This is a genomic window from Enterococcus sp. AMC1623, from assembly GCF_058216495.1.
On sequence record NZ_CM177096.1, the window covers coordinates 907,899 to 921,974 of the forward strand.

Sequence of the window (14,076 nt, forward strand, 5' to 3'; positions counted from 1 at the left end):
TGTTTTTTCATTTATTACGCATCTAATTTAATTTTTGGATCAAAGAATCCATAAAGTAAATCAACAATGACATTAATTAAGACGAAGAACAAACCAATAACCAATGTCACACCAATGATTGCGTTGTAATCTTTATACAAGATTCCTTGAATGGCATATTGTGCCATTCCTGGCCAACCGAACACAGCTTCTACAAGAAATGCATTCCCAATCAATGATCCAAACTGCATTCCGACTGTTGTCAATACCGAGATGAACGCATTTTTCAACATATATCGTTGATACACTAGATTTTCTGGCAAGCCATAAGACTCCGCAGCTAACACATAATCTTTGTTCATTTGATCGATCATATTTGTACGTGTCATTCGAATAATCTGAGCAGCAGTTGCAATCGATAAAGCAATAGCAGGTAATAAAATATGAATAAAACTATCTGTGAAACCCGCAAAATTCCCTGTAAGCAAACTATCTAACAAACGTAAGCCTGTAATCGACTCAACCGCAACATTACCTCGACCAATAACTGGAAAAATGCCTAACCAATAAGAAAAAATCAATTGCAATAAAATTGCTAACCAAAAACGTGGCAACGCAATTCCTGATAAAGAGACAATACGAATAATGTGGTCAGAAATTTTATTATTCTTCACCGCAGAATAAATACCTAAAGGAATTCCTACTGCTACTGAAATAATCATTGAGACTAAAGATAATTCAAAAGTCGCTGGAAAGGTGTCTTTAATATCCAACCAAACATTACGACCGGAGCGTAAAGACAACCCCATATCTCCGACAAATAATCCTTTAATGTAATTAAAAAATTGTACCGGCAGTGGATCATGTAACCCTAATTGATTTTCCATTGCCACAATCTGTTCTTGCGTTGCTTCAGGCCCTAATGCCAATCGAACAGAATCTCCGGGCATAATTCTTGATAATAAAAAGATAAGCAAAATCAATCCTAGTATTGTTGGAATTAAGCCAAGAATTCTTTTTCCTATAAATCGTCCCATCTAATCTGCTCCTCCCATAGTAGTGAAAAGAAAGGGAGACAGAATGCTTTTATCATAGGTAACTGATAAAAAACCTTTCTGTCTCAACTTTCTTATTTCATGCTCAAATTGTAAAAGGCAATATCATAACCCATCAATCCAACAAAAGTATAGCCATCAACATAATTTGCATAAGCAATATTATGTGTAGGATTCGCTACATAAATTGATGGTGCTTTTGCTGTAATAATTTCTTGTGCTTTCTTATATAGCTCAAGTTGTTTATCTATATCAATCTCTTTTCTTGCTTCATCCAAAATATTTGTCGTTTCTTCATCATCATACCAACTCATTGTACGGAAGCTCCCTTGTGTAGAAGGATGATAAATACCATAAGTGTGGCTATCTACATGAGGATATTTCAATGAATCAGAAATTAAAGTTAAGTTTGGTGTTTTTTCAGCCGAAGTAGCCGCTTCAGTAATTTGTGGCCATGTTGCATTTACAATATTTACTTTAATCCCAATTTTCGATAAATTATCTGATACCAGTTGTCCAAATTGACGTTGCTCTGGATTTTCACCCATAATCATAAAGTCTACTGAAATATCTTGTCCTGCGTATTTAGAAGCAGCTAAGTATTCTTTCGCTTGTTCCAAATCTTGTTTAAAGACTGTCACATCAGGATTGTTTCCAGTAACAACAATTGGAACTGGACCAACTGCTTGTGTTGAATCTCCTAAAATATCCTTGTTCGCTGAATCATAATCAAATGCCGCTGCGATTGCTTTACGAACATTCTCATCATCAGTTGGTGCTTTTTGCATATTCATTGGAATATGTTGAAGTTTTGCACTTGGATCTTTTTGAACGACTAGTTTGTCATTGCTTTCAAATTCTTTATAGGCTGAAACATTCAACCATTGATGAACCATATCTGCTTGTCCAGAAACAAGCAATGTTTTAACAGTTGCTTCTTCTGTAATAATTTTCATTTGAACATCTTTGTATTGATTGTCTTTCCAACCTTTCCAATAATCTTCATACGCTTTATAATCGATTTGTGATTCACGATCCCATTTTGACAATGTATAAGGTCCTGAACCAGCCTCATTATTTTCTAAATAAGCTTGTCCGTAATCATCGCCTGTGGTATTTTCTTCTAACAGTTTACTATCCACAATAAATAATTGTGTCATTGAAGAGATAAATGGCGCATACGCATTGTTTAAGGTAAATTCAACGGTATAATCATCAATTTTCTTCACATTTTCAGCATCTAATACATTGTTCCACAACCAAGAATTTCCTTGACCTATCGCCAACATACGCTGCATTGTATACACTACATCATCTGCTGTAAATGGATTTCCTGAATGGAAGGTTACATCATCTCTTAATTTCACCGTATACACCAAACCATCCTCTGATACTTCATATTCTGAAGCTAGATGTGGCACTGGATCCATTTTGCCATTAGCCGTATCGGGATAGAATAAAGGATCATATAAATTGACTGCCGCAATAATTTCTGTTTCATCAATTACTTTTGCAGGATCAATTGACCCTACCACTTGCTGTGCTACATAGACAAATGGTCGATCAAGTGTGTTTGTGCCCTTGCTTGCTTCTGTTCCTGAATCTTTACCGCCACCACATGCCGCCAATAGCGCTGTTGCTGCAAAGCAAAGCATCAATGCTTTAAAATTCTTTTTCATTTGTACTCCCTCTTTCTTTTCTTAAAAATAGATATTGGATCGTTTTAAAATATGTTCAATCTTGCCCTGAGTGACCTTACCTATGTTCAATGCGTCCTGTTGTTTTTCCTCTGAAATTCGATAAAGGGGACCAGAAATGGTTAAAGATGCCCGAACTTCTGAACTTGCATCTCTAATTGGAAAGGCAATAGCACAAACATCTCGTGTATATTCCCCATAAGAAATGGCATAGCCTTGCTTTCTGATTTCTGCCAATTTTTCATAATGGACTTCTTTATCTAAAATCGTCTTTTCTGTATAAGGAAACATTTCTTCTGACAATACTTCTTGAATAAATTCTGGACTCTGATATGCCAAAATTGCTCGATAAGAAGCTCCTGCATATAAAGGTTCTGAACTTCCTTCAAATGCCGTAAATTTGACACCTTGTTGTGAATCGACAGCAATCAGAGTTTTCCCCTGGCGCTGATTGATAACAGTGAAAAATATCGATTCATCTAACGCATCTCGAAGTTCAATCATACATGGACGCAACTCTTCTTCCACATTAAACTGTTTCTTCACTAAGTTACCTAACTCAATATAGGGAGTTCCTAAACTATATTTTTTCGTTTCAGGATTTTGAACCGCAAAACCTTCTTCTTTCATTGTCTCTAATATTCTGAAAATTTTCGTATGACTTTGATCAAGCTCACGCGCTAGTTCCCTAATACCCCATACCGGTTTTTCAACGGTAAAACATTTCATTACTTGTAATGAAAGCTGTACACTACTTAAAATTTTAGGTCCCTCCTCTAAAATGGTTCTCATAACGAACCACCGTTTCATTTATTTAATTTTCTGAATATTATCATAATTTACTCATCAAGTAAACCTATTTGATGTGAAAAAACTTCACATTATTTAACATAACTATCATAATCATTTTAGAAACCTAGTTATATCAACATTCCTAACAATAAATTTTTTTAGTAATAATCAGTGCATATATATAAAATAGTCAAGCAGTTGTCCGCTTTTATAACAAACTAAAAAGCAACAACGACTTTTAATCAAGTTCGTTGTTGCCTTATCTTTTTATTCTAAATTTTCTCCATTACTAGAAATAACTTTTTGATACCACTCAAAACTATCTTTTTTCAAACGTTTGCCACTCCCATTACCGTAATCATCGATATCTACATAAATAAATCCATATCTTTTACTCATTTCACTGGAAGAACAACTAACAATATCAATCGGTCCCCAAGCATAGTAGCCTCGTAAATCGACACCATCTTTAATTGCCTCTTTCATCTCTGCGATGTGCATTCTAAGATAATCAATTCGATAGTCGTCATGAATTTGGCCATCTTCTAATTTATCAAAATAGCCAATCCCATTTTCAGTAATATAAATTGGACATTGATAACGATCATAAAATTCATTCAATAGAATTCGAAGTCCAATTGGGTCAATCGTCCACCCCCAAGGATTTGCTGGCAACTCTTTGTTACGATGAGGTCCTAAATCTTTGTCATAAGAATCTTGATCGACAATTTGTGTGTAGTAATACGAAAATGACATAAAATCAGCCGTATTTTTTAATGCTTCTTCATCGCCTTCTCCAAATTCAACTTGAATCCCTTTATCAGCAAAATAACGAAACGCATAGCCGGGATAATAGCCACGAAGTAAGACATCTGCATAAAAATATTCCATTTGATTTAATTTTAATGTTGCCAATACATCGGTCGCTTTACTGGATGCTGCGTAAGAAGGACCACCGCAAAGCATCATACCAATTTCATTATCAGGATAATTTTCGTGAGCATATTTAGTAATCAGAGCACTTGCTACCATCTCATTGTGCACACCTTGATATTTAGCCGAAAGTAAATCATCTACTTTATCTTCAGCAATTCCTAAATGATTAAACGATTCATGAATAATTAAATTAATTTGATTCACAATAATCCATTTTTTAACTTTTTCATGATATCGATCTAACAATACTTTTCCGTATTTAACAAAAAAATCGATGACTTCTCTTGAATACCACCCTGAATATTCAGTTGTTAAGTGAATAGGAATTTCATAATGAGACATTGTAATCATTGGTTCCATCCCATTATGAATAATTTCATCAAATAAATCATCATAAAATTTTAGCCCCGCTTCATTCGGCTCTTCTTCCACTCCATTAGGAAATATACGTGACCAATTAATGGATGTTCGGAATGTTTTTAACCCTAATTCTGAAAGTAGTTTTAAATCTTCTTTATACGTATGGTAAAAATCAATACCTTTTCGTTTAGGGAATATGCGGTCATTACTAGACATCGCTGTTTTAATATATTCACTTGTTATTTCCATATTGTTCTTTTTATCTAAGGCAACATCTGGTACAAACTCATTAATATCAGCAACACACCATCCTTTGCCGTCAACATCCCAAGCACCTTCCGCTTGATTTGCTGCAATGGCTCCTCCCCATAAAAAGTCTTTCGGAAATCCATTAGGTATTTTATTCATTATTTTCCCTACCTTCCATCTTCTTCTCTAATCGCTGAATACGTTCTTCATACGTTTCAAAAATTTGTATCATTCGTTTCGCTATATTAATTTCGCTATAGATTGTCATTAATGTATCTTGGGCATGAGCAAACAAAACAGAATACTCACCCGCTTCTCCAGAAGTCTCAGCCGAAATCGCATCCGTCTGCACGCGATGCGCTTGCACAATTTGTTCATTAGCTGCCTGCATTTTAGCTTTAGCTAAAACAAAATCACTCACTTCTATCGCTTTTAATGCTTCCATACAGTTTTTTCTTGCATCGCCAGAGAATAAAATAATCTGCATTGCTTTTTGAACAGTACCTTCACTTACCATATCTCTCACCTCTAAATTAATTAAATTTCTTTCAATTCTTTTTCACATTCTTGTTTCTCATACGTTTTGAAAAATGGATACCATATTGCTGCTGAAATAACAAATATGATCAGCATTAACAAAATCCCTGAGATACTTCCTGTAGTTAACCAAGTCGAGATAGGAAATGGACAATACCACATTTGAAAATTAATCATAGGTATCGGTGCAAATGCGATAACTTTAGTAAAGAACCATACAACTAGGGGTAAAATAATTCCTTGTAACCACATTGGAATCATTAACAACGGATTCCATGCAATGGCTCCAAATACAATCGGTTCATTAATGTTAAAAAATGTTGGTAAAATAGATGCTGTTCCTAAGGCTTTTAATTTCTTTGACTTCGAACGAATCAACATAAAGACCAAGGGCATTGTACAACCAATCCCACCAATCCATAAATAAGCAGAATAAATTGTTGGATCAGTTACTAGATTTTGTGAAGTACCGTCTATATTTGCTTGAATCGCAGTCAATAACACTGGATTTATTACAGGTGTCAACACCCAAGTAGAAATCCCTAAAGAATAGAGGAAACACACAATAAACATCATTAATGAGAAGCCCCAAGGTGTTTCGACAACATTTTGCAATGGCATAAAAATAGCCAATATTGAATTATAAACGTCAAATTTAAGCAAATCGACTAACAACCAACCTACAATGATTACAATGCCAATTGGTAACATTGCATCAAACCAAGCTCTAACAAAATCTGGGATAACAGATTCTTCTTTAAAGAACGAGAACTTACCAAACATATTTAAAACAAACCCTGCAAATAGTCCTGAGATAATCGCAACAAACATTCCTCCAGCACCTAATGCACTATGGGAAAATCCAGGTTGACCATCTGCGATTACCTGTGGCGAAATAATAATTAAAAACAAAATCACTCCTGACATACCCGCATTGATTCGTTGTTTTCTCAATCTTTTTTTCTCCATCAAGTTAAATGGAATTAAAAATGAAATAATTAAAGAAATCATTCCCATTGTCCAACCATACAATACCCAAAAATTAGGTAAACTAGGAAAATAATCATTTAAAATAGCTAACATTGCAAATAACGAACCTAAAAAAATCAATGGTAAAGCTTGCATGATAGAATCTTTTAAAGTAACAATCCATGTATTATGATTAATTTTATTCATTCGAGGAGTAAAACTCCCCTCAAGCCAATTAATAAATGGTTTCATATTTCTTCCTCCATCCTTATTTCATTTCTTCTAGTAGATGTGTTAATGCTTGCTCGCCATTCAATGTAGCATAGTACTCTGGTTTCATTAAAATAACTTTGACTGGTGCGTCTCCAATGTACTCCTCCACCTCATCAAGAATATAAGCTAGATGCGGACCAACCATCAACGCATCAATCTCATCAATGTAGTTTTCAATTTCACTTTCTCCTCTAGCTGTAATCTTGATATCTAAACCTTGTGAAGAAACAGCCTTACGAATATTAGCCGCCATAAAACCTGAACTTGCACCTGATCCACAAACTAATAAGACATTCATTTTTTTCATTGCAATTCCTCTTTCTATCCTTTTATTGATAACGCTATCATTTATAGGTATACTATAAGAAATTATCCAAGGTGAAACAAATATTTTTTTGCACCATAGGGGTGAAAGAAAGAAGGATGTTAATTGAAAACAAGATATATCAAACTTTTACAATATATAAATGAACAACATACTTGGGTCTCTTCTAATCAATTAGCTGCTCAATTCGCGTTGTCTAAGAGAACGATTAAATCTTATGTAGCAGATATCCAACTATTAGCACCACAAATAGTCGTTTCATCCAATAAAGGGTATCGAGTAAATTCTAATAAGTTGGCAGCATTCTTGGATAATACCGAAGTGAATGTTCCTGAAACACGAGCAGAGAGAATTTCTTATTTATTATTGAAACTTATTTCCATTGAACAACCAATTTCGATATACGAATTGACTGAAGAGTTATTTATTAGTGAATCAACATTATTAAATGATATAAAGCTGTTGAAAAAGAAATGCTCTAGTCACTCGCTTGAAATCAAATATACTAAGAATACCTTACAGCTTTTAGGTACAGAAAAAGCTAAACGCCAACTAATCCATACAACTTTGTTGGCCGAATTAGATAATAATTTTGGAGATATTACCAAATTGCAGGAAAGTTTTTCTGATTTTGATTTGGACTACATTAAAGAAATTGTGGCAGAAATTTTTTCTAATGACGCCTTTTTTACGAATGATTATGCGTTAACAAATATAGTTATTCATTTGGCAATAGCAATCGATCGAATGAAAAATAATTTTCAATTTCCTAAATCAGAGATGATTTCTTCTCAATCTATTCCTATATCTATTCTTGAAATCGCGGAGAAAATCGCTGAAAATGTTTCTTTACACTACGATATTTATTTTTCTAAAGAAGAAATAAGAGATCTCTCGTTATTGATTGCTGCCAATGGAACAAACATCAATTTTACACAAATTTCGATTGAAGAGTTAAAACGAATTATAGACGAACGCTGTTTAAATTTAGTAGAAAAAATTTTAACTAAAGTGCGTGAATTGTATTTTATTGATAATACAGAGCCTGAATTTTATATTCGTTTTGCTTTGCATATGAAAAATTTACTTTATCGATTAAACAATGACTATACAATTAGAAATCCAATGACGGAAACATTAAAAAAAGAATGTCCGCTCATTTATGATTGTGCGGTTCAAGTCTCCCACATGATTCAAGAAGAATTGGCTTACACTATTAATGAAGATGAAATTGCTTATATCGCCTTTCATTTAGGTTATGCTTTGGAAGTACAAAAACAGCGAACGACAAAAATAAAATGTGTCGTTTTAGTTCCTCTTTACTATAATATGAATATTCAAGTCTTAGAAAAATTACAAAAAAACTTTGCTGATGATTTAGATATCCAAAATATTCTTACAAATGAAAAAGAATTGCAGTTTATTGATACAGAGCTGATTATTTCTGCCGTAAAATTAAAACAAGTAGTCACTATACCTTATGTCATCATTAATCCTTTTTTTACTTTAGAAAACAGACAGCAAATTACAGAAAAAATATTTGACATCAAACAGCAAAAACGCAAAGATATTTTCTCCAAAAATTTTCTATCCATAGCTAGTAAAGAACACTTTTTATACACGACCGAAAATTTAGCCTTTGATGAATTATTACAACAATTATGTAAAAAAATGGAGGCTGACGGTATGGTAGATGAATCCTTTTTTTCACAAGTAATGGCCAGAGAGGAACTTTCATCTACCGCATACGGAGCTGTGGCAATTCCGCATTCTTTGACTATGAATGCAAAACAAACTTGTATTTCAATTGTTGCTAATCCCAACGGCATACAATGGCATGATAACCGAGTCACTCTTATTTTTTTGATATCAATTAATTACTTGAATCGACATGTTTTTAGAGAAATTTTTGATAATTTAGCCATGATTTGTTCCGAAGAAAACAATATACAGAAATTGAGTCAAATCACTTCTTTCGATTCCTTCACTAAAGAATTGATTGAATGCTGTACATCTAATTAAACCAAAAAGCTAAACGAATTTTTTTATCGTTTAGCTTTTTGGTTATCTTATTTGAAGTCAATTATTTTCGTATGGATAAGAGTAATCAATCACTCCACTAATCAAAAGAAGTTAAAAATTTTTCTTTTACCACTTTAAAGTTGGTAATTGTTTCTTCACACCAGCTGTCAAATTCTTCATCTACTTCTTTTAATTCAGGATGTGCATCCATATGCTCTAAATATTTTTGCAAGCCTTCTTTTAAAGATATCTTGCATGTAAAGGTTGGATTTATTGAGAGCAATTTAGAAATATCAAATATATTGGACCATCTTTTATCTCCTTGAATGCTTTCAGAAAAGTTATAACGTGTAGATTCTTTTAGAAAATCAGTTGGTATATAGATAGGTTTATACTCAACTGCTAATTCATCGGCTAAATATTGATACACCATATCCCAAGTATGCGGTTCAGGATTCATAATCTGATAAATTTCACCAATCGTTTGTGTGTTACCTATTATAGGATAAATTCCTTCCGCAAAATCGGACGCATGCGTACTTGCCCAAACAGATTGTCCTTCTCCATGAACAATTACTTCTTTTCCTGCAATCATTCGTTGCACCACACTCCAACAATTCTTCCCTTTAATACTGAGGGGAATTCTATCTTCTGAATACGTTTGAGTTGGTCGAACAATCGTAATCGGGAAATTATTGGTATGAAATTCCTCTAAAAAAAGTGCTTCTGCTGCAGCTTTATTTTTCCCATAGTTGGAAAATTCATTGCCATAAGTAGACTCCTCGTTCACAAGACAATTATTCTGATGATTGAGAGCAGCAACTGTGCTAATATAGACAAATTGATTGGTGTGCTCTTTAAAAAGTTGACTATTTTTTTGGGCAGACTCTGGATTAAAAATAACAAAATTAATAATCGAGTCAAAATGTTTATCGGCTAACCATTCTTGAATTTCATCAGGCTTGTTAATGTCACCTTTGACTACTGTTATATTTGAAGGTAACTGATCATTTTTTGATCCTCTATTGATAACTGTCACTCTATTTTGTGGATTTTCAGATAACTTCAAGGTTGTCGGTAAAGAAATCGTTCCTGTTCCCCCGATAATAAGAATATTCTGCATCTTTTTCCTCCTTATACTTCAGATTTCAAACTAGCTTGCGCTTCTTCAACTACTTGCATGACAATTTTTGAATGTTCCATCCGTTTGTTAGCTTCATCAAAATCATTTTTCTCTATTATTTTGACAAAATGTAAAAATTCTTCCACCATTCGATGGTTATGTTTGTTCTTATTCATTAGTTGCGAGACTTGATCTCGTTGTGTCACTTTATAATTTTCTACCGTATTTGCAGGACTTTCTACAGTAATGATGCCTTTCGTCCCTTGTATGACTGATTTAGACGGTGTCCAAGAATCTTTCGCTCCGATACATACCGCTTTCGTATGCGGATAGTCTAAAATTAAGACACCAGAAGTATCAACTTGTCGTTCACTATTGGCAAAATAGGTTACTTTTTTAGGTTTTCCCATTATTCCCACAACAAAATGAATGTTATAAATATTGATATCCATCAACGCGCCTCCGCCCATTTGCGGATCAAATGCTGGCAAAATAATGCCTTGTTTAAACGAGTCATATCTAGAAGAATATTGTGAATAGTTACATTCTATTAATTTAATCTCACCAATTGAAGCTAAGTTTTCTTTGATTTCTTGATAGTTTGATAAATATTGATTGGTTATCGCTTCGATTAAGATTAAATTTTTACGCTTAGCTAGTTGCTCTAACTCAATTAATTGAGCAAGTGTTAACGTAAAAGGTTTCTCACAAATAACATGTTTGCCATTTTCTAAAGCTTTTTTAGCAAATGAATAATGCAGATGGTTTGGTAAGGCAATATAAACCGTATCTACTTCATCATCTAATAAATTTTTGTCAACATCTGTATAGAATGTCTGAATGCCGTATTGTTTTGCTAATTCTTTGATTTTCGGTAATGAACGCTCTGTTCCTAAAATTGAGTGCAGTTCTAAATGAGGTATTTCCTTTGCTATTGTTAAAAAATCTTGTACAATCATCCCGGAGCCAAATATAGCTAATTTCATTGTCTTCCTCCACTTTCACTGTTTCTTATAGAATATATATGTAGTATATCTAGGTCTTCTATGCTTTAAAAGTTCTTCTCAATTAATTGGTCAAAACTTTCATAAAAATTGGACTTTTATATATATTTAGTGAACAATTTGTTCATCTAAAGAAATATTGCCATGAATGAATAGAAAAAATAGTATATGATAGTTTTATAGAAGGAGGTTACTGCGATGTTAATCATTGAACAGTTAACAAATCAAGAAAATTTCACTAGTAACGAACAAAAAATTGCCGACTATATTTTAGAAAATCTAACACAAATTCCTACTATCGACATAAAAAAAATTGCCAAACAAACCTATACCTCACATTCTGCTGTCGTCAGATTAGCTAAAAAACTAGACTTTAAAGGTTTTAGAGATTTTAAAATTGCACTATCTGAAGCCGCTTATAGTAAACTCTACACACAAGAGCAAGTGGATGTGAATTTTCCATTCGAACCAAATGATTCTCCAGATCAAATTGCTAAAAAGATGGCCGATTTAACAATTGAAACCATCAAATTAACGCAATTTCAAGTGAATGGAGCAGTTTTAGAAGAAGTAGCTGATATGTTAACAAAAGCGAACCGTATTTTTCTCTTTGCTAAAGGCGATTCTCAAATTCGTGCCCGCAGCTTTCAAAATAAAATGATTAAAATAAATAAGTTTTTAATTGTAGCTGATGAGTATGCAGATGAAGCATGGACTGCAGCAAATCTTAATAGTACAGATTGTGCGTTGTTTGTTACTTATGGGGCCAAATCAACTCAGCATTTTAAAATTCTTACTTATTTCAAAGAAAAACGAATTCCTTCAATCCTATTAACTGGTAATCCTCATTCAGAACTCAATGATTTAGCCACTCTTTCTATTGGTATCAGTCAAAATGAATATGATTTTTTAAAAATAGGCACGTTTTCTTCGCAAATTGCCTTTCAATATCTATTAGATACTATTTTTTCAATTTTATATGCGAAAGAATTTAAAAAAAATCTTGTCAATTTAAAAAGAAAGCATGCGCTTTTAGAGCAGGGAATTCTTTCAGAAAATACTGTTAGTGATTAAATCACTAAAAAATTCGCATCGAAAAAACGCTGATTATCAAGAGATACTTTCTTGGAGCTATCATACTTTTATTCTTAATACAACAGTGCAAAAATTAGATTATCGCTGTTTGAATTTTTAAAAGTTATTATCGAAAATTCTTACTAGCTAGTGCAGACTAAGTAACTACTTCAGTTATTTAGTCTTTTTTCTTTAATTTTGTGAGATTTATTTTATCTAACTCCTTTAGGGTATCATTCCATCACTTTTTTTAAATGTTACATCCTCTTTTCCTTCAAATAATTATCTAATAAAATTACATTTTTCATCGTAATTAATCCTCCATTATTTTCTTTAATCCTCTTTTTACAATTAGAAAAAGAATGAATTCTATTATTACGTTCTACATAATATCAAAGGATTTATAACCATTTTCCCAACTTTTCTAGAAACAAGTACTTATTAAGTATAACAGAGTCAATCTTTCTTACTAACTATTTTACGAGGTAAAAAAATAACAGTAATAAACAAAATAAATCTCTATCTTTTTAATAAAAAGCAGATAATTTACTATCTAATTATATTTGTGCTAGAATCTACTTATCAACTGATAAGTAGAAAGGAGAATTTGATGTTTTTAGCTCTAAGAGAAATTAAGCATTCCAAGTTACGTTATTTTTTAGTGATAGGTGTCATGTTTTTAATCGCCTATCTTGTCTTTTTTTTGACTGGCTTAGCATACGGATTAGCACAAGATAATCGAAACGCAGTAGACCAGTGGAAAGCAGATAATATTTTAATTGCCGAAGACGCTAACGATAATTTAAATATGTCAATGTTTCCTATCAAAACTTACGAGGAAGTCAACGCAGAAGAAAAAGCGATTCTTGCACAACTCCCTGCTGTCGTTTCAAAAAAAGGAACAAAAGAGACAATTAACACTATCTTTTTTGGCATTTCACCTGACCAATTTTTAGTTCCTAAAATTGAAACAGGAAGAATGTTTGAAACAAAAAATGAATCAGTCGTTGATGACAGTCTAAGAAAGCAATATGGTTTACAGATTGGCGATCAATTAAAGGTATCTGGAAGTAATACAGAATTAACAATAGTTGGGTTTATAGAAAATGCTAAATTCAATGTTGCACCAGTCTTCTATATTTCTATGGAGACATACCAAGAAATTCGTTTTGAAAACGGAAATCAGTCCGAAGATGTACCAATTAACGCAATTGTAACGAAAGGTAAAGTCAGCAATCTGCCTGATAACTTAGAGAAAATATCTATTGCTACATTTATCAATAATTTGCCTGGCTATAACGCACAAGTGCTAACATTTGGTTTTATGATTGGTTTTTTAATTATCATTGCTGCCATTGTAATCGGCATTTTTATTTATGTTTTAACGATGCAAAAAACAGATATTTTCGGGGTGATGAAAGCACAAGGAATTTCGAGTACGTATATTGCTAGATCAGTCATTTCACAGACATTTATATTAGCATTTTTAGGTGTAGGAATAGGATTATTGGCTACTACTGGCACGTCTTATCTCCTACCAGCTCAAGTACCTTTTGAAACAAATAGTAGTTTTTTAGCAGCAATTAGTAGTTTAATGGTACTCTTTGCTATCTTAGGTGCCTTCTTTTCTGTGCGAGCAGTAGTAAAAATTGATCCTTTAAAAGCTATTGGATAGGAGTGA

Annotated in this window: 12 protein-coding genes; 3 read left to right on the forward strand and 9 right to left on the reverse strand. The window is 33.0% G+C overall.

What is annotated here, in order from left to right:
- Positions 1-14 precede the first annotated feature (14 nt).
- The 7 genes from AC4BC7_RS04550 to AC4BC7_RS04580 all read right to left on the reverse strand — a co-directional run bounded on the left by AC4BC7_RS04550 (position 15) and on the right by AC4BC7_RS04580 (position 7,154).
- Entirely contained in the window at positions 15-1,016 is a 1,002-nt protein-coding gene (locus AC4BC7_RS04550) for an ABC transporter permease (protein ID WP_206600730.1), read from the reverse strand.
- A 92-nt stretch (positions 1,017-1,108) separates the two neighbouring features.
- A complete protein-coding gene (locus AC4BC7_RS04555) occupies positions 1,109-2,713 on the reverse strand; it encodes an ABC transporter substrate-binding protein (RefSeq protein ID WP_207940709.1) in 1,605 nt (534 codons plus the stop codon).
- 21 nt (positions 2,714-2,734) lie between these two features.
- Positions 2,735-3,523 carry an IclR family transcriptional regulator gene (locus AC4BC7_RS04560; RefSeq protein ID WP_207940710.1) on the reverse strand — a complete coding sequence of 263 codons (789 nt, stop codon included), beginning with the start codon at positions 3,521-3,523 and terminating at the stop codon, positions 2,735-2,737.
- A 267-nt stretch (positions 3,524-3,790) separates the two neighbouring features.
- Positions 3,791-5,227: a glycoside hydrolase family 1 protein gene (locus AC4BC7_RS04565; protein WP_207940711.1), complete on the reverse strand. Its 1,437-nt coding sequence runs from the start codon at positions 5,225-5,227 to the stop codon at positions 3,791-3,793.
- Positions 5,220-5,585, reverse strand: a complete 366-nt coding sequence (locus AC4BC7_RS04570) for a PTS lactose/cellobiose transporter subunit IIA (RefSeq protein WP_207940712.1) — start codon at positions 5,583-5,585, stop codon at positions 5,220-5,222. The genes AC4BC7_RS04565 and AC4BC7_RS04570 overlap by 8 nt, the downstream gene beginning before the upstream one ends.
- Before the next feature lie 20 nt (positions 5,586-5,605).
- Positions 5,606-6,826: a PTS sugar transporter subunit IIC gene (locus AC4BC7_RS04575; protein ID WP_490503979.1), complete on the reverse strand. Its 1,221-nt coding sequence runs from the start codon at positions 6,824-6,826 to the stop codon at positions 5,606-5,608.
- 16 nt (positions 6,827-6,842) lie between these two features.
- Positions 6,843-7,154 carry a PTS sugar transporter subunit IIB gene (locus AC4BC7_RS04580; protein ID WP_207940714.1) on the reverse strand — a complete coding sequence of 104 codons (312 nt, stop codon included), beginning with the start codon at positions 7,152-7,154 and terminating at the stop codon, positions 6,843-6,845.
- A gap of 123 nt (positions 7,155-7,277) precedes the next feature.
- Here AC4BC7_RS04580 and AC4BC7_RS04585 point away from each other — a divergent pair, with 123 nt between their 5' ends.
- Positions 7,278-9,194: a BglG family transcription antiterminator gene (locus tag AC4BC7_RS04585; RefSeq protein ID WP_490503980.1), complete on the forward strand. Its 1,917-nt coding sequence runs from the start codon at positions 7,278-7,280 to the stop codon at positions 9,192-9,194.
- A 97-nt stretch (positions 9,195-9,291) separates the two neighbouring features.
- Here AC4BC7_RS04585 and AC4BC7_RS04590 read toward each other — a convergent pair whose 3' ends face one another.
- Both AC4BC7_RS04590 and AC4BC7_RS04595 read right to left on the reverse strand, forming a co-directional pair.
- Positions 9,292-10,317 carry an NAD-dependent epimerase/dehydratase family protein gene (locus tag AC4BC7_RS04590; RefSeq protein WP_207940716.1) on the reverse strand — a complete coding sequence of 342 codons (1,026 nt, stop codon included), beginning with the start codon at positions 10,315-10,317 and terminating at the stop codon, positions 9,292-9,294.
- Positions 10,318-10,328: 11 nt separating this feature from the next.
- On the reverse strand, positions 10,329-11,303 hold the full coding sequence (locus tag AC4BC7_RS04595; protein ID WP_490503981.1) for a Gfo/Idh/MocA family protein: 975 nt from the start codon (positions 11,301-11,303) through the stop codon (positions 10,329-10,331).
- A gap of 216 nt (positions 11,304-11,519) precedes the next feature.
- On the opposite strand from AC4BC7_RS04595, the gene AC4BC7_RS04600 reads away from it, so the two are divergent.
- Both AC4BC7_RS04600 and AC4BC7_RS04605 read left to right on the forward strand, forming a co-directional pair.
- Positions 11,520-12,395, forward strand: a complete 876-nt coding sequence (locus AC4BC7_RS04600) for a MurR/RpiR family transcriptional regulator (protein ID WP_490503982.1) — start codon at positions 11,520-11,522, stop codon at positions 12,393-12,395.
- Positions 12,396-13,005: 610 nt separating this feature from the next.
- Positions 13,006-14,070: an ABC transporter permease gene (locus AC4BC7_RS04605; RefSeq protein WP_490503983.1), complete on the forward strand. Its 1,065-nt coding sequence runs from the start codon at positions 13,006-13,008 to the stop codon at positions 14,068-14,070.
- The last annotated feature ends 6 nt before the right edge of the window (positions 14,071-14,076 follow it).